Origin of the sequence: Enterococcus columbae DSM 7374 = ATCC 51263 (assembly GCF_000406925.1) — a bacterium.
GTDB classification, from domain to species: domain Bacteria; phylum Bacillota; class Bacilli; order Lactobacillales; family Enterococcaceae; genus Enterococcus_E; species Enterococcus_E columbae.
On record NZ_KE136348.1, the window covers coordinates 110,245 to 126,548 of the forward strand.

The 16,304-nt window shown below is 36.3% G+C and carries 17 protein-coding genes; 7 read left to right on the forward strand and 10 right to left on the reverse strand.

The features are described from left to right. Nucleotides 1–140: 140 nt before the first annotated feature. From RK02_RS05505 to RK02_RS05520, 4 genes are all read left to right on the forward strand, one after another. Nucleotides 141–1,388, forward strand: coding sequence for an extracellular solute-binding protein (locus RK02_RS05505; RefSeq protein ID WP_016183258.1), 1,248 nt, complete (start codon nt 141–143; stop codon nt 1,386–1,388). A gap of 105 nt (nt 1,389–1,493) precedes the next feature. Further along, nucleotides 1,494–2,846: a carbohydrate ABC transporter permease gene (locus RK02_RS05510; RefSeq protein WP_016183259.1), complete on the forward strand. Its 1,353-nt coding sequence runs from the start codon at nt 1,494–1,496 to the stop codon at nt 2,844–2,846. A gap of 5 nt (nt 2,847–2,851) precedes the next feature. Next, nucleotides 2,852–3,703 carry a sugar ABC transporter permease gene (locus RK02_RS05515; protein WP_016183260.1) on the forward strand — a complete coding sequence of 284 codons (852 nt, stop codon included), beginning with the start codon at nt 2,852–2,854 and terminating at the stop codon, nt 3,701–3,703. Nucleotides 3,704–3,853: 150 nt separating this feature from the next. Further along, nucleotides 3,854–5,212, forward strand: a complete 1,359-nt coding sequence (locus RK02_RS05520) for an Nramp family divalent metal transporter (protein WP_016183261.1) — start codon at nt 3,854–3,856, stop codon at nt 5,210–5,212. 59 nt (nt 5,213–5,271) lie between these two features. Here the strand turns inward: RK02_RS05520 and RK02_RS05525 are convergent, their stop codons facing one another. From RK02_RS05525 to RK02_RS05535, 3 genes are all read right to left on the reverse strand, one after another. Next, nucleotides 5,272–6,237: a competence protein CoiA gene (locus RK02_RS05525; RefSeq protein ID WP_245555731.1), complete on the reverse strand. Its 966-nt coding sequence runs from the start codon at nt 6,235–6,237 to the stop codon at nt 5,272–5,274. Between the two features lie 85 nt (nt 6,238–6,322). Beyond that, nucleotides 6,323–6,772 carry a hypothetical protein gene (locus RK02_RS05530; protein WP_018451629.1) on the reverse strand — a complete coding sequence of 150 codons (450 nt, stop codon included), beginning with the start codon at nt 6,770–6,772 and terminating at the stop codon, nt 6,323–6,325. Next, a complete protein-coding gene (locus RK02_RS05535) occupies nt 6,773–7,303 on the reverse strand; it encodes a DUF6773 family protein (protein ID WP_016183264.1) in 531 nt (176 codons plus the stop codon). It lies immediately after the preceding gene. A 234-nt stretch (nt 7,304–7,537) separates the two neighbouring features. Between RK02_RS05535 and RK02_RS05540 the strand changes: the two genes are divergently transcribed. The 3 genes from RK02_RS05540 (at nt 7,538) to RK02_RS05550 (ending at nt 8,588) form a co-directional block, all read left to right on the forward strand. Next, nucleotides 7,538–7,846, forward strand: a complete 309-nt coding sequence (locus RK02_RS05540) for a type II toxin-antitoxin system RelB/DinJ family antitoxin (RefSeq protein WP_016183265.1) — start codon at nt 7,538–7,540, stop codon at nt 7,844–7,846. Next, the gene (locus RK02_RS05545; protein WP_016183266.1) at nt 7,843–8,187 is read left to right on the forward strand and encodes a type II toxin-antitoxin system RelE/ParE family toxin; all 345 of its coding nucleotides are present in this window, start codon (nt 7,843–7,845) and stop codon (nt 8,185–8,187) included. The genes RK02_RS05540 and RK02_RS05545 overlap by 4 nt, the downstream gene beginning before the upstream one ends. Nucleotides 8,188–8,345: 158 nt before the next feature. Continuing rightward, a complete protein-coding gene (locus RK02_RS05550; protein ID WP_016183267.1) occupies nt 8,346–8,588 on the forward strand; it encodes a hypothetical protein in 243 nt (80 codons plus the stop codon). A 482-nt stretch (nt 8,589–9,070) separates the two neighbouring features. Here RK02_RS05550 and RK02_RS05555 read toward each other — a convergent pair whose 3' ends face one another. The 7 genes from RK02_RS05555 to RK02_RS05585 all read right to left on the reverse strand — a co-directional run bounded on the left by RK02_RS05555 (nt 9,071) and on the right by RK02_RS05585 (nt 16,258). Further along, complete coding sequence (locus tag RK02_RS05555; RefSeq protein ID WP_016183268.1) at nt 9,071–9,694, reverse strand: DUF1129 family protein; 624 nt, start codon at nt 9,692–9,694, stop codon at nt 9,071–9,073. Next, entirely contained in the window at nt 9,687–10,025 is a 339-nt protein-coding gene (locus RK02_RS05560) for a PadR family transcriptional regulator (RefSeq protein ID WP_016183269.1), read from the reverse strand. Before RK02_RS05560 ends, RK02_RS05555 begins: the two co-directional genes overlap by 8 nt. 461 nt (nt 10,026–10,486) lie before the next feature. Next, nucleotides 10,487–11,719, reverse strand: a complete 1,233-nt coding sequence (locus RK02_RS05565; protein WP_016183270.1) for a DUF1015 domain-containing protein — start codon at nt 11,717–11,719, stop codon at nt 10,487–10,489. Beyond that, on the reverse strand, nt 11,719–12,903 hold the full coding sequence (locus RK02_RS05570) for a phosphoglycerate dehydrogenase (protein ID WP_016183271.1): 1,185 nt from the start codon (nt 12,901–12,903) through the stop codon (nt 11,719–11,721). Before RK02_RS05570 ends, RK02_RS05565 begins: the two co-directional genes overlap by 1 nt. Next, the gene (gene serC / locus RK02_RS05575) at nt 12,903–13,991 is read right to left on the reverse strand and encodes a 3-phosphoserine/phosphohydroxythreonine transaminase (protein ID WP_016183272.1); all 1,089 of its coding nucleotides are present in this window, start codon (nt 13,989–13,991) and stop codon (nt 12,903–12,905) included. Before serC ends, RK02_RS05570 begins: the two co-directional genes overlap by 1 nt. 814 nt (nt 13,992–14,805) lie before the next feature. Next, entirely contained in the window at nt 14,806–15,672 is an 867-nt protein-coding gene (scrK, locus tag RK02_RS05580; RefSeq protein ID WP_016183273.1) for a fructokinase ScrK, read from the reverse strand. 58 nt (nt 15,673–15,730) lie between these two features. Beyond that, nucleotides 15,731–16,258 carry a PTS sugar transporter subunit IIA gene (locus RK02_RS05585; protein WP_016183274.1) on the reverse strand — a complete coding sequence of 176 codons (528 nt, stop codon included), beginning with the start codon at nt 16,256–16,258 and terminating at the stop codon, nt 15,731–15,733. Nucleotides 16,259–16,304: the final 46 nt, after the last annotated feature.

Here is a 16,304-nt window from a genome sequence, read left to right on the forward strand (position 1 = left end):
AAGCAACTTAAAACATTTTATTTTATTTTGAACTAAAGAAAAATTTTCTTTTTTCACGAAAAAACATTTGACAAAAGGCGCAAACGATTGCATAATGAACATGTAATTATTTTTCTCAAATAAAATTGGAGGTCTTGAGAATGAAAACAAATTTTAAAAAATTTGCTCTAGGGGCTGTAGTTATGGGAGCAAGCACACTATTACTTGCAGGTTGTGGCAATTCAAGCAAAAATGAAAGCGCTGCAAAAGACGACTCTAGCGCTAAGGTATCTGGAAACATTAAATTATGGATTGATACTGAACAAAAGGATACCTTCACAAAAATTGTGAAAGACTTTGAAAAAGAATATCCAGATGTCAAGGTTGATGTTAAAGTTGGTCAATCAGCCGATGCGAAAAAAGACGTTTCAAAAGATCCAGAAAAAGCGGCCGATGTCTTTATGTTACCACACGATCAAGTTGGTCAAATGGCCGAAGCTGGACTGTTATATAAAAATACCAAATATGCCGATGAAGTGAAGAAAAACAATATTCCTTCAGCCGTTGAAGGGGCTACTTGGAAAGGCGATTTATACGCTTATCCATACGGTGTTGAAACTCAAGTTCTTTACTACAATAAATCTGTCCTTTCTGAAGAAGATGTTAAATCTTGGACTGGTATTACAACTAAAGGCAAAATGGGAACCAACTTTGCTGAAGAAGGTGCCAACTATATCTTTGCCCCATTATTTATGAGTAACGGTGATGTGTTATTCGGTAAAAGTGGCGAAGATTTAAAGGGAACTGATTTTAACAATGAAAAAGGTATTCAAGTATTAGATTGGATTGCTAAACAAAAATCAAATCCAGGCGTAGTACAATCTAGTGCAACTGCCATTGCTAAGCTTACTTCTGGCGAAACTAGTGCCTTTCTTTCTGGTCCATGGTCTAAAAATGATGTGAAAAAAGCATTAGGCGATAATATGGGGGTAGCTGCTTACCCTACTGTTGACTTTGGTAACGGCGAAGTCCCAATGAAAGCATTCTTAGGTGTGAAATTAATCGGTGTGAACCAACAAACGAAACATCCGTTAGCTGCTATGGCTTTAGCCAACTATATTACTGGTGAAAAAGCACAATTAACATTATTTGAAAATCACGGAATCATCCCATCAAACAAAGCCGATCAAGAGGTGCAAGAAGTGCAAGATGATGCAGTTGCCAAAGCGGTTTTAGCTATGTCTGATGATGAACATTCAGTTGTAATGCCTAAATTACCTGAAATGGTATCATTCTGGCCAGCAATGGATGCATTGATTAACGATACTTACAAAGGAAATATCAAAGCTGACCAATATCAAGCAAAATTAGATAAATTTGTAGCTGATATTTCTAAAGAAAATAAATAAAAAATGCGGTGTTATCTGTGGGAAAAAATTTCCCACAGATAACCTTATATTATAAGGAAAATTAACATTACTTTCCCAACTACTTTCTCTAAAGGTGTGAATATTATGGCTCAAAAAGCGAATACTCATCCTAACAAAATAACCTTCCGTACATTGTTTGTTAAGGGTGACTTACCAACAAAATTATCGTTCTTCCTGATGGGAACAGCCAATCTATGCAACAAACAAATTCCAAAAGGACTCATCTTTTTATTATCCGAATTGCTTTTCTTCTTTTGGTTAATTCGTAATGGAGTGACGGCTCTTGCAATGCTACAAACTCTTGGTACCAAAAAACAAGGGTTGATGTTTGATGAAAAGCTTGGCATTGAGGTCCTACAAAAAGGTGACAATTCCATGCTCATCCTTCTTTTTGGTATCGCTGCAATCCTTACCTGTGCCTTGATGATTTATTTATACGTAATCAATTTAAAGAGCGCACGCAAACTTTATGTGTTAAAACAAGAGAACAAACCAATTCCTACAACCCTTGACGATTTGAAATCCCTACTAAATGAACGTTTTCATGCAACATTGATGACCATTCCTTTACTTGGTGTGCTATTATTTACTATTTTACCGTTACTATACATGATTTCAATCGCCTTTACGAACTATGATCATAACCATTTACCTCCTAAGCAATTATTTACTTGGGTGGCGTTTAAAAATTTTGGGAATGTAATTACTGGTGATATGGCATCAACCTTCTTCCCGGTCTTAATTTGGACCTTGATCTGGGCAGTGCTAGCTACGGTAACTTGTTTTATTTTTGGCGTTATCCTAGCCTTATTGATTAATACAAAAGGCATTAAAGGCAAAAAAATCTGGCGTACACTTTTTGTTTTAACTATGGCTGTGCCACAATTCGTTTCACTATTAATCATGCGTAATTTATTAAACGATGCAGGCCCAATCAACTCTACCTTATTAAATCTAGGTTGGATTCACTCAGCAATTCCATTTTTAACGGATCCTACCTGGGCGAAGGTCTCAATTATTTTTGTGAATATGTGGATTGGGATTCCGGTAACGATGATTATCACAACAGGTATCTTACAAAACTTACCAACCGATCAAATTGAAGCCGCTAGAATTGATGGTGCAAACAGTTTCCAAATCTTTAGAAGTATCACTTTCCCTCAAATTTTATTTGTAATGATGCCATCTTTAATTCAACAATTGGTCGGCAATATTAATAACTTTAACGTTATCTATCTACTTACTGGTGGTGGCCCAACGAATTCTAACTTCTATGGTGCAGGTAATACAGACTTACTTGTTACTTGGTTGTATAAATTGACCGTTGATACAATGGATTATAACTTAGCTTCTGTCATCGGTATTTTAATCTTTATTCTTTCTGCTATCTTTAGTTTAGCAGCCTACACCAGAACCAATTCATTTAAGGAGGGCTAAACATCATGAATTATCGTACAAAACGCAAATTAAATTTAAGCTTAGTCTATGTAACGCTTACTATTTTAGCCTGTATTTGGGTCTTTCCGATTATTTGGATCGTCCTTACAAGCTTTCGTTCAGAAGGTGGTGCCTTTGTTCCTTACATCATTCCTAAGCAATTTACCTTAGAAAATTACACACGGTTATTAACCAATTCAAGTGGCACTTATCCTTTCGTTCGTTGGTTTTTTAATACCTTAATCGTTGCGATTTTTAGCTGTCTTTTATCCACACTCATTACCATTGCAATGGCTTATGCATTATCAAGATTACGCTTCAAAATGCGCAAACCATTCTTAAAGGTAGCCTTAGTTTTAAATATGTTTCCTGGGTTTATGAGTATGATTGCCATCTACTATATCCTAAAAGCAATGAACCTAACTGAAAGTTTATTAGCCTTAATCATTGTCTATTCTTCAGGTGCTGCGCTTGGCTTTTATATCGCTAAAGGTTTCTTTGATACCATTCCAATGACTTTGGATGAATCAGCGATGATTGATGGTGCAAATAAATGGCAAATCTTTACCCAAATTACCTTGCCTTTATCCAAGCCAATCATTGTCTATACTTCTCTAATGGCCTTCATGGCTCCATGGATGGACTTTATCTTTGCTAAGGTCATCATGGGAGATAAGGTGGAAAATTACACCGTTGCGATTGGTCTTTACTCAATGATGACCAAGACAACCGCCAACTCATTATTTATGTCCTTTACAGCCGGCTGTGTAATGATTGCCATTCCAATTACACTTTTATTCATCTACATGCAAAAATTCTATGTCGAAGGAATTACAGCTGGATCGGTTAAAGGGTAAATTGACTAACTTAAGCTTGATGTCAAAAAAATTTGACATCAAGCTTTTTTTTATTAAAAAAACAGTTTTTTCACTTGAATTTTCAACAAAATAAGTGTACCATAAAATTAAATTTAGGCATACCTAAAAATTATATACGAGGTGAGATGAATGAAGCAAAAAAGACAACATTCAGTAATCACTCCTACACATACAGCAAGCTTAGAAGAAATTAACGGAACGGTCGCTATACCCAAAACAAAAAGCTTTTGGCGAAATTTATTAGCTTTTTCAGGTCCAGGCGCACTGGTTGCCGTTGGTTATATGGATCCAGGTAACTGGATTACTTCAATTGGTGGTGGCGCCAAGTATGGCTATCTGCTCCTTTCAGTTGTATTCCTATCTAGCCTCATCGCCATGTTATTACAATATATGGCTGCTAAATTAGGAATCGTAACTCAGATGGACTTAGCCCAAGCAACACGTAAATTCACGAATAAGCCTATGGGCATTTGTTTATGGATCATCACCGAACTTGCAGTAATGGCAACGGATATTGCCGAGGTTATTGGGAGTGCTATCGCGCTAAACCTATTATTTGGTATCCCATTAGTTTATGGTGTCGTACTAACTGTTTTTGATGTATTCTTATTGTTGCTCTTGATGAAGTTAGGCTTTCGCAAAATCGAAGCGATTGTCATGACGTTAATCTTAGTCATTTTAGGAGTCTTTCTATATGAAGTCTTCCAAGCTGATCCAGTGATTCGCGATGTTTTTGGTGGCTTTATCCCGCAAAAACAAATCTTACATCATGGACAACTAACTATGGCTTTAGGAATTGTCGGAGCAACGGTCATGCCACATAATTTATACTTAGGCTCTTCTATTTCGCAAACAAGAAAATATAGTCGCAAGGATCAAGAGGAAATTGCGCAAGCCGTTCGTTTTGCCACTTGGGATTCTAATTTACAGCTATCCATGGCATTTTTAGTCAACTGCTTGTTGCTAATCTTAGGAAGCGCCCTATTCTTTGGCCATCAAGGAGATTTGGGAACCTTTACTGCTCTTTATGATGCGTTACAAGATCCAAACATTGCTGGCAAGGTTGCTAGTCCTGTATTAAGTGTCCTTTTCGCTGTTGCGTTATTGGCTTCTGGGCAAAATTCAACTATTACTGGTACATTAGCTGGACAAATTGTCATGGAAGGCTTTCTGCACATTAAACTCCCTTCTTGGGTGCGCCGTTTGCTGACAAGATTATTATCTGTTACACCGGTTATTATCTGTGCCTTGCTATTTGGCGATAATGAAACCACCTTAGATCAATTATTAATCTATTCGCAGGTCTTTCTAAGTATCGCTTTACCTATTTCAATGATTCCATTGGTCTATTTTACTAGCTCTGAAAAAATCATGGGCAAACGCTTTAAAAATAAACCAATTATTACCTGGTTAGGCTGGATTAGTACCATCGTGTTAACTATTTTAAACATTCAATTAATTATCAGCACCATGCAAGAAATATTCTAAGTGATTTGATTTTAGCTTACTTTAACTGCTTTTAGGTTAGAGTAAGCTTTTTTATTTAGCTAATCCCTGATTTTTTCACTTAATTTTTTACATTCTTCGTAAATACTTACCAAAAACTTCGCTTGGTTTAAAAATATATATTCCCAAGTAAACGGAAATGATTTTAGTAACTGTAGCCACTGTTTAAAATTCACACTTTGTAAATAAAGCATACGTAAAATCAGCAAATCATGCCCAAATAAAACCTGATAGCAGCTTGCTTGATAGCACCATGCCGGTAAATTAAGGAGATTTTGATGATGCAGGTAACAAAATTCTTGTAACGAAATAAAATAAGGTCGTTGATTCACTAATTGATGCTGCAAATAAAAACGATACTCTATCTCTTTCCAAGTAAATGGAGCAAGCTTCTTTGGACAAAACAGTTGAACAGTCGTCAAGCTACATGACTGAAGGGGAAATAAATAAGACTGATAATAATATCCTTTACGATAATGCCAGCAAATATTACCATAATAAATAATGGCCTGTTGTTTTTCATCAAAGCCATAAAAATAAAAATCAGCTAACGGATGATAGCAAATCATACTCTTAACCAAAGAGCGAAATTGGTGCTTTTTTGGCTGTAGCTTGCTACCAATTAACCACCAAGGAGAATAATGGTGGGACAAATAGCCCTGGTTTCTTTCTATAAAACGACTAATGGTAAGTGGTGAGCATTGCATTTCTATAGCTAAATGAGCAACTAATAAATCTGGTCTTTGCTTTAAATTCGGTAAATAAGCCTCTAATTCTACTGGATAATTTTGCTTTTTCAGCCAATTAAATAATAGCTCTTTTGCATGCAAATGTTCGAGAGTCTCACCTTCACTAAAGCTATCACAAGCTTGATTCTGTAAATGGGCAAAGTGAGCAATTTTATGTCGCCCACGCTTTAATTGAACGCTTTGCTTACAAGCAGGACAATAAAATTTTTGGTTACGCGTTGCCTCTTTAGCATTAATCAGTTCATGCTGTTCATTCATCGCCAAAAACATCCTTCTCACCTCTATTTTATAAATACGCAAAAAAAGAGAAAACCTTGTCGCTAAACAAAATTTTCTCTAGTTTTTAGTTATAGGTAGCAAGCGATGCCTTTGTGCCTGCTTTCTTTTCAGCTAATTTCTTTGTAGCTGCTTCTTTGTTGTAATGTTCATGAAAGGTTAAGAAATATTGATCTTCCATGTATGCGATCGCTTGATATAATTTAGACAGAGTGATGCTTGTCTTTTTTTCATTCCATTCAAGTATATCATAACGGCCAGCCTTTAATACCATACGTAATTCTGAAAGCGGGATGTCTAGTAATTCCATAATCAAGGCAACCTCTTTAAACATCCTTCCTCGACGAAACAAATTAGGACCTACAATCATCGGCGGGATAATTGGTAAAAATGGTGAAATGGAAATACCTAAGAATTTGAGTAAAAGCAATAAAAATAAGATTAGCAAAAGTATATTGCAATCGATTAAAAAATCAATTTTCCATCGAACAGTCATCTTCTTCCATATTTTCATCATTTATTCTTTCTCTCTTTCATTTTTCAATTGATAACGAACTAGCAAATACATCGCACCACCGAAAAAAATTGCTTCAAATAAAAACGAGAATAGACTATAAGGGGAAAACAATTCTGCCATAAAGCTACCTTTTGAATCAAAGGCACTCATCACAGTCACTATAGCTGCAAAAAAAATCCCAGATAAGGCACATTTCAAAACAGACTTTCTTTTTAGTGATTTACGTTGACTATCACTAGCTTCAATTTTAGCTAATTTCAATTTGAAGACCTGATACGTCACATAACCACACACTCCAAAAACTAATACAAGGATATTTATTGTGCAGTAGCCAAGTAAAATGATTTCTGGATCCAGTCTATCAATTAGATGGATTACGATAAAATTCGACAATAACAAATACCAAAACAAAAACATAAAAGCATTATTGCCAATGCGTCTAATTTCTTGTAACCGATATTCATCAAGTACTCCAGAAATGCCATAAAAGCGCTTAATCATTTTTTCCATTAACGTTTCTTTATGTTTCATCTCTCTCACTCTCCCAAAATAAAGTATTCAAAATCATTATTTGAAAAAGTTATAGTGCCCAACCACAAGCAAAAAGACATTTTATCCAGGTATCGTGACGACATACGCTAGACAGAATCGTTGATCACGGATTCAATATAATTATTAATGTACGTAATTAGCATTGCGATTGTCCGGACATTTGCGTATAATATATGTAGATTGAAATACTACTCACGAAAGAAGATGGTTTATATGGCTACGAAATCAGCAAATTTATATGCAAGAATTGAACCAGATGTCAAAGAAAAAGCAGAAAAAATTCTATCTACACTTGGTATCCCTGCATCCAGCGCTATTAATATGTTTTATAAACAGATTATCTTACAAAGAGGGCTTCCGTTTGAAGTAAAATTACCATCTTCTACTCCTGTAGACATCAGTACATTATCAGAAGCAGCGTTCAACGAAGAATTGGAGAAAGGATATGCGGATATGCAGGCTGGACGGACAAAAAAAGCGAAGGAGTCCTTTGCTGATATTCGCAAAGATTATGGTTTATGATATATGAAGTGGAAGTATCTGAACAGGCTGATAATGATTTGAGAGAAATTTTTAAATATATTGCTTTTGAATTACAATCACCGGAAAATACAAGCAGACTACTTGACCGTCTGGAAGAACAGATATTCAGTCTAGATACAATGCCAGATCGTTATCAAAAATATGAAAAAGAACCATGGAAAAGTCGTGGACTCCGTGTACTACCAATAGACAATTATCTGGTACTTTATGTTCCAGATAGTGATAAAAAGGTTGTAACAATACTGAGAGTAATGTATGCCGGACGAGACATAGCCAATCAGTTAAATCACTATCAAAACAATAAATTAGATATAATTTAAAGCAATCTTTCAGTTATGATTGATTGCTTTTTTCATACTCAAAAAATGAAGAAAATCCTGACTTTATTCCGTACACTTTCCTTGATTACGATAGTTAGAGAACAATATTTTCCAATTTTTATTTCTGTAAGCAACAAGACTGTGAAGAAGCTGTAATCATGGCACAATCAGCATTAGGTTTAGCCTTGTATGAACAAACGCAAATGCCCCCAGCCAGTTCACCGAAAGACATTCACCTTGAAAGTGATGAGGATTTGGTAGTCATGATTTCTCTTGATTTAAACGAATATCGACGTAAAAATACCTCTATTCCTGAATGGTTAAATATCCTTGCAGAAAAAGAGCATATTAATTTTTCGCAAACCTTAACCGACGCCTTAAAGCAAAAGTTAGGTGTCTAAACGTATTCAAAACATGAACACACGGAATTACTTGCTAGTTAATTTCCGTGTGTTTTTTCGTTTTTAACTTTCCTAAGGTCAAAAAGCAAATTTTCTGGTTAAAAGTTGACTTATCAAGGTTTATAACAAATCGCTCCTACACTAAGAAAATCTCTCTCAGTATAGAAACGATTTTTATACCTCATAACGAAAGGAAGGAAGCTATGAGGTGCTTTGCTAAAAACAGGTTCTTAACTATTTTAAGCAAAAAATATTTGATTAGTTTTCACTAGAATCAACTTGTTTAATTTCACTTGGAATAGCAAATAATTTGGTTAAAGTATAGCAAACTACTACAGTGATGATTGAAACAACAAAATCTATCAATATTTGATACCCTTGATAGATATACATTAATACTATTTTTATTTTTTCAATGTAAATACAAAAATAAATTCTAGCGCTATTTATTCCTTTTATTTTATATACTTATTTTCTTAAATTCATCCAGCATCACGGCTCAAAAAATAGTTGATTCCAATCAAAAACACCGCTACTAAGAAAACCTGCCAGCGTGAAACGTTTAGTATAAACGGCGTATGAATACTGATAAATAAAACAATATTTAATGCAAATATTACAGCAATCATCAATAAATGCTGCCATTTAGCCTTTTCTCCATATGTTCGACCCGTCAGCCATAAGATGAAAAATACCGATCCACCTGCTATTAAACTACAAAACAGATACTTGCCGACATCTAATTGTTGCAAGGTATTTTGATGAAAAAAAGCTTCTAAGTAATCCATAATTAATATGACAGTCAAATAAGAAAAAAAGGCCAATAAAGTAAGCCTTAGCATTTGTCGCCAATCAGTCGGCAATTGCTTGATCAAATCATCAGCAATCGGTTGAGGCTCCTTACCAAAATAATCCTGTGCACTCATCCCATTTTGCTGTGCTTCTAAAATATCCTGCAAAATGCTTAACAACATTTCTTCTGTTTGTTGCTCGTTTTTATTCATACTATGAAGACGAACATATACCAAAAGATCATCGTAATATTGTTTGTTAGCTACATTCAACTGTTTTTGAAGCTGTGTATTTTGGTCGATTAAATTACTCATTCTCCTCATCTCCTATCACCTGATTAACATTTTCTTTAAGTAATTGCCACTGATGTTTAAAGTGAAGCAGTTCCTCTTGACCTAGTGCAGTGACTGCATAATATTTACGCTTTGGACCTGTCTCAGATTCACGCATCTGTCCAACAATCCAGCCTTTTTTCTCCATTGATAGCAATAATGGATATATTGTTCCATTTGAAATATCGCTAAATCCATTGTCAGCTAAACGTTCGCTTAAAGTATAGCCATAAAGCTCTTCTTTTTGCAATAATTGTAGGATACAGCCTGTTAACACACCTTTTAATAACTGAGAATCAATTTTGGTTGTCATTTCACCACCCCTATCTTGTATTACAAGGTAATTATAGCAAATGTTGGCTACCTTGTAAAGCATAATAGTTAGTTTGTTTCCTCGTAACTGAGTAAATAGCTCTCTAGCCTCTTTCTCGCGGCTAAGCAATCCACTTCGCATTTTTTTAATCTATGCTTAGTGGATAGCCTCTCGGAAAATAAGCCAGTCTGGCATATAAAGTCTTTAAATAAACGGACTTTTTCGCCATTTTGGTCCTTATTTTCTCGCGGCTAAGCAATCCACTTCGCATTTTTTAATCTATGCTTAGTGGATAGCCTCTCGGAAAATAAGCCAGCCTGGCGTATAAAGTCTTTAATCGCACGGACTTTTTCGCCATTCTGGGCCTTATTTTCTCGCGGCTAAGCAATCCACTTCGCATTTTTTTATAAAAAAACGAATATACAGGCTAATGGTGATAGCTTGTATATTCGTTTTATTCATTATTTACTTCTTGTTTCTAAATCATGGATTAATAAGCCACTTAATAGTTTAGGTTCAAACCATGTTGACTTTGGTGGCATGATTTGTTTGGCATCAGCAACAGCTAATAAATCATGCATCGATGTTGGATACATCGCAATAGCTACCTGCCATTTTTGACTATCCACCAAACGAACAAGTTCTTCAGAGCCACGAATGCCGCCAACAAAATCAATCCGTGAATCGACTCGGACATCGGTAATGCCAAAAATACCTTCAATCACATACTTTTGTAAAACAGCAACATCTAAGCCATTGACTGCATCATTAGGTCGTAAGGCTTCGTTAAAGGTTAAGGTATACCATTGCTGATTGTAATATAATTTAAACTCACCTTTTTGCTGTGCTTTTATTTGGGTCGTCGGTGTAACTGTAAAGTATTCCGCTAAGCGTTGGAAAAAATCAGCCGGTGGGACAATATTAATCACTCGATTATACTCCAAAATATGCAATTCATTTTCTGGAAAAATAATCGATAAGAAATACTCACTTTCCGCACTTGCTGTTTGATTTTCTCGTTTTTCTAAGCCGACCTTCACGGCTGAGGCTGCCCGATGATGCCCATCAGCAATATATAATGCGTTCACTTGCTCAAAAATGGCCGTAATTTGCTCAATGACTGCTAAATCATCAATGACCCATAGACGATGGTGAACCTGATGATATTTTTCAAAATCATAGATTGGCGCGTGCTGCACCTTCCACGCTTGAACAATTTGCTGCATCGCTTCTGGCTCACGATAGCTTAAGAAAATCGGTGAGGTATTGGCATCACAGTATCGGATATGATTCATCCGATCTTCCTCTTTAGCTGGTCGAGTAAACTCGTGCTTTTTAATTAAGTCGTTGACATAGTCCTCAATTGCTGTATTCGCAGCAATTCCTGTTTGAGTCCTTCCAGCCATCGTTAATTCATATAAATAAAAGCAAGGCTTGTCCTCTTTAACAAACCAACCTTCAGCTAAAAATTGTTGCAAAACCTCATTTGCCTTTTGATAAACTTCTTTTGCATAAGGATTCATCTGATCATCAAATGCAATCTCAGAGCGATCAATATGGAAATAGCTATATGGATTATCCTTGGCTAAATTGCGCGCCTCGTTGGTATCAATCACGTCATAAGGTAATTCCGCGATTTGACTAGCAAGATTGCTTTTAGGACGAATTGCTCGAAAAGGACGTACTTGAACCATTAATATGGCACCTCCGTATGTTGAATGCTACGAACACGAATAATATTTTCCTGCTCTTGTAATTTTTCGACAATCTGCTGGATAACTGTTTGCTCTTTTTCGGCTACATCCACTAGTGTATAAGCATAATCGCCACGTCCACGATTAACCATATTTTCAATATTTACGCCTAATGTAGCGATTGCTGAAGAAATTTGACCAAGCATATTAGGAATATTGCGATGAATTACAGTTATTCGATAAGGTGATTGAAAGGCCATCTCAACGGTTGGAAAATTCACCGAATATTTGATTGCACCGGTTTCTAGATAACGCTTCAAGGTACGAGCAGCCATTTTGGCACAATTAATCTCAGCTTCATCCGTAGAAGCGCCTAAATGTGGCAAGACCAAAATATTTTCTTGATTAAGTAATCGTGCATCTGCAAAATCAGTCGTGTACCCACTAATTTGTTGTGCTGAAATCGCTGCTAACAAGGCAGGAACATCAACAATTTCGCCACGTGAAAAATTAAATAGATGCGCATTTTTTTTCATCATAGCTAATTCTCTTGCGCCAATAAATCCTTTTGTCTTTTCATTTAATGGCATGTGAAGTGTAATAAAATCACAGGTTTGTAGAATTTCTTCTACTTGATTGGCACGTTTGACACGTCTTGAGATACTCCAAGCTGTATCAACCGAAACATACGGATCATAACCAATGACTTCCATCCCTAAACGATAGGCATCATTCGCTACCATCGCACCAATAGAGCCTAAACCGATGACTCCCAGTTTTTTCCCTTCTAGTTCATGACCAACAAATTGCTTTTTATTGGCTTCAACCTGTTCTTCTGTATTTTCACCCGTTAATTGCTGGACCCATTTGGCACCTTGCATAATTGGACGAACACTTAATAATAAGCTTGCTAAAACTAATTCTTTTACCGCATTGGCATTAGCTCCTGGTGTATTAAAAACAACTATTCCTTGTTCCGTACAGTGATCAATTGGAATATTATTCGTTCCCGCACCAGCTCTTGCTACAGCTAAAACTGATTTTGGAAAAGCATAGTCATGTAATTTTTGACTACGTAATAAAATCGCATCAGGCTGTTCACTTTCATTAATCGCATAATTTTCTTTTTCAAAACGTGCTAAGCCTTCTGGAGCAATTGCGTTAAATGTTTTAATTTGATACATTATTTTTCACCACCATATTTTTGTTCAAATGCTTGCATAAAATCAACCAAAGCCTCCACACCTTCATAAGGGAAAGCATTATATAGGCTTGCTCGCATCCCACCTACACTACGATGTCCTTTTAGATTTTGAAATCCAGCTACTAAAGCTTCTTTATTAAATAATTGATCTAGTTTTTCATCACCCGTAACAAATGGGATGTTGGTAATGGAACGATTGTTAATTGCTACCGGATTTGAAAAGAGCTTTGAGCGATCAATTGCCTGATAGAGTAGTTGAGCTTTGGCCTGATCTTTTTCGATCATTCCCTGAACGCCTCCTTGAGCTTTGACCCACTCTAAAACCAATTTCATGATATAAATCGCATAGGTTGGTGGTGTATTGTATAATGAGCGATTTTTCGCTTGTAAAGCAAAATCAAGCATCGGTGCAAAAATCGGCTCTTTATTTAATAAATCATCTCGAATAATAACCAAAGTAACCCCAGATGGACCAAGATTTTTTTGTGCTCCTGCATAGATTAAACCAAAATCAGTCACCTTAAAATCATTAGCTAAAATATTTGATGACATATCTGCAACTAAAGGCACTTCACCCGTTTGTGGTAATTTATCATAGGTCACGCCACCAATTGTTTCATTAGTGGTAATATGCACATAGGCTGCTTCCTGATCGATTTGATCTACTGTCACTTCTGGCACATAAGTGAAGTTTTGATCTTCACTGGTAGCAATTACTTCTACCTCAACACCTGGAACTTGCTCAGCTGCACTAATGGCTTTTTTGGACCAAGCACCGGTATTGATATAAAGTGCCTTCTTCCCTTGCGCTAAATTTAAAGGAATTATACTAAATTGCAAACTAGCACCACCTTGTAAAAATAGCACATGATAATTATCTGGAATCGCCATTAATTCTCTTAATAAATGCTCTGCTTCTTTGATGATCTGATCGTATAAGGAGGAGCGATGACTCAGCTCCATTACAGACATTTCACTACCTGCATAATTTAAAAATTCTGCTTGAGCTTTTTGTAATACTTCTTTTGGTAGCACGGCTGGACCGGCTGAAAAATTGTAAACAATCATCTATACTCTCTCCTTTATTTTAGAGGCTATGTGTTGAGCGTTTTGATACGAGTAAATAAGTTCCAAGTGGATGGAAAAGTCCTCCATCTATTAAGACTTTTACAGCAACTTGGCTTATTTACCGAGTATCAGCTCAACAACATGCCGTTTATTGTAGAGGCTATGAGACAAGCGTTCTGGTTTGAGCAATAAGTCGTAGCGGTCGATAAAAGTGCATGGTTTTTAACACTTTTTCGACTGCAAGCTTATTGCCGAAAACCAGCTTGGCTCATGCCGTTTTTAGAGGCAATCAAGCGAGCGATTTGCTATGAGTAAATAAGTCTAACTAGACCAAAAAAGTGCACAATTTTTAACACTTTTTTGGGATAGTTGCTTATTTACCGAATAGCAGCTCGATTGATGCCGTTTATTGTAGAGGCTATGAGACAGCTCGCTCAGGCACGAGCAAATAAGCTTCAAAGGGATGGAAAAGTCCATTACTTTTAAGACTTTTACAGCACTTTGACTTATTTGACGAGTGACTAGCTGGCTCATGCCGTTTTCAGAGGCTATGTGTTGAGCGCTTTGATACGAGTAAATAAATTCCAAGTGGATGGAAAAGTTCTCCATCTTTTAAGACTTTTACAGCAACTTGGCTTATTTACCGAGTATCAGCTCAACAACATGCCACCTCTATTTTATGTGATTACAATTATATCAGATTAAAATTCATTAATAAAGTTTTAATTTAAAAGAATGCGAAAATTTTCTCAAACTTTACAAAAAAAAGATTCACTACCTTAGATGAGGTAATGAATCTTTTAACTACTATAAACTATTTTAACAAGTCTTTCGCCATAGCCAAACACCCAATTGTCGCTGCATTATCCACTAATTTAGGGGTTACAATGTACGCAGCTAAGTCTGGTGTTTTCACATAGTTCTTTAATAATTCCGTAAAGTGACGATGCACTCGCTCCATCATGTGCGCTTGTTTCATCACACCCCCACCAAAAATAATGACATCTGGTGAAAGCATTAGCGTTGTATTATATGCACATTGAGCAATGTAATAAGCTTCTTGTTCCCAATATGGATGATCAGCAGGCACATCTTGGCCTTTCATTCCCAAACGTTTTTCCACAGCCGGTCCAGCTGCCATCCCTTCTAAGCAATTACCATGGAATGGACAAGCCCCTTCAAAATGATCGTCTTTATGAGGAACCACTAACATATGCCCCATTTCAGGATGACTAAAGCCTTCAATGAAATGACCATTTTGAATAGCGCCACCACCTACACCAGTACCAATTGTATAGTAGACGACACTTCTTTTCCCCTTACCATGACCATAATAATATTCACCGTAAGCTGCTGCATTCACATCTGTAGTCCATGCAACTGGTAAATCAAAGGCAGCTTTTAGCGCACCAACAAAATTATAGTTTTGCCATGCAAGCTTAGGGGTTGAGGTAATATAGCCATAGGTTGCTGAATCTGGATGAATATCAATTGGTCCAAATGAGCCAACGCCGATGCTAGCTAATTCTGCTTGATATTCTTTGAAAAAGTTAATGACATCCGTCATCGTTTCCTCTGGGGTAGTGGTAGGAAAGCTTTCACGAGCTACGATATTTAATTCTTCATCACCGATAGCACAAACAAACTTAGTGCCTCCCGCTTCAATTGATCCAAAATACATACTAAGCACTCCTTTGATTTTGATGGTTTCGTTTTCAGCTTATTTTATAGAATCATAATTATTTAGTTACTTCTAAGACGACTTCTTTACTATTGACTTGGCCTAAATGAGTTGGTTTAACGTCTTGATATTGATCAGTGTTCGTAACAATCAACATAACAGTCGTATCATAGCCTGCCTTACTGATTGCTTGACGATCAAAAGTACCTAGTAATTCACCAGCTTGGATTTTATCGCCTTGCTTTTTGTTCGTAGTGAAATGTTTACCTTCTAAATTCACAGTATCCACACCGATATGAATTAATAGCTCCATACCACTATCTGCTTGAATACCATAAGCATGACCAGTTGGATAGGCCACTGTTAAAGTACCAGAAACCGGTGCATAGACTTGATCAGCTTGTGGAATAATCCCTACACCTTTCCCCATCATTTCACTTGAAAAAACTGGATCCTTTACCGTTTTTAATTCGACAGCTTCACCAGTTACTACTGCTGCTACTTGATTTTCAGCTAAATTAATAGCGCTTACAGATTCCGCATGAATTTCCGGTTTTTTACCAAATAATTTATCAAAAATGCCCATAATATTCTATTCTCCTTTACTTTCCGCAAAATGTGGGAACGGTTCT

Bases quoted from the DNA above. Each gene is read 5' to 3' on its own strand.
- RK02_RS05585 (WP_016183274.1), bottom strand. From the start codon at position 16,258: ATGGGCATTTTTGATAAATTATTTGGTAAAAAACCGGAAATTCATGCG.
- RK02_RS05520 (WP_016183261.1), top strand. From the start codon at position 3,854: ATGAAGCAAAAAAGACAACATTCAGTAATCACTCCTACACATACAGCA.
- RK02_RS05540 (WP_016183265.1), top strand. From the start codon at position 7,538: ATGGCTACGAAATCAGCAAATTTATATGCAAGAATTGAACCAGATGTC.
- RK02_RS05515 (WP_016183260.1), top strand. From the start codon at position 2,852: ATGAATTATCGTACAAAACGCAAATTAAATTTAAGCTTAGTCTATGTA.
- RK02_RS05545 (WP_016183266.1), top strand. From the start codon at position 7,843: ATGATATATGAAGTGGAAGTATCTGAACAGGCTGATAATGATTTGAGA.
- RK02_RS05505 (WP_016183258.1), top strand. From the start codon at position 141: ATGAAAACAAATTTTAAAAAATTTGCTCTAGGGGCTGTAGTTATGGGA.
- RK02_RS05555 (WP_016183268.1), bottom strand. From the start codon at position 9,694: ATGAGTAATTTAATCGACCAAAATACACAGCTTCAAAAACAGTTGAAT.
- RK02_RS05510 (WP_016183259.1), top strand. From the start codon at position 1,494: ATGGCTCAAAAAGCGAATACTCATCCTAACAAAATAACCTTCCGTACA.
- RK02_RS05525 (WP_245555731.1), bottom strand. From the start codon at position 6,237: ATGAATGAACAGCATGAACTGATTAATGCTAAAGAGGCAACGCGTAAC.
- RK02_RS05560 (WP_016183269.1), bottom strand. From the start codon at position 10,025: ATGACAACCAAAATTGATTCTCAGTTATTAAAAGGTGTGTTAACAGGC.
- RK02_RS05570 (WP_016183271.1), bottom strand. From the start codon at position 12,903: ATGTATCAAATTAAAACATTTAACGCAATTGCTCCAGAAGGCTTAGCA.
- RK02_RS05550 (WP_016183267.1), top strand. From the start codon at position 8,346: ATGGCACAATCAGCATTAGGTTTAGCCTTGTATGAACAAACGCAAATG.
- RK02_RS05530 (WP_018451629.1), bottom strand. From the start codon at position 6,772: ATGATGAAAATATGGAAGAAGATGACTGTTCGATGGAAAATTGATTTT.
- scrK (WP_016183273.1), bottom strand. From the start codon at position 15,672: ATGTATTTTGGATCAATTGAAGCGGGAGGCACTAAGTTTGTTTGTGCT.
- RK02_RS05565 (WP_016183270.1), bottom strand. From the start codon at position 11,719: ATGGTTCAAGTACGTCCTTTTCGAGCAATTCGTCCTAAAAGCAATCTT.
- serC (WP_016183272.1), bottom strand. From the start codon at position 13,991: ATGATTGTTTACAATTTTTCAGCCGGTCCAGCCGTGCTACCAAAAGAA.
- RK02_RS05535 (WP_016183264.1), bottom strand. From the start codon at position 7,303: ATGAAACATAAAGAAACGTTAATGGAAAAAATGATTAAGCGCTTTTAT.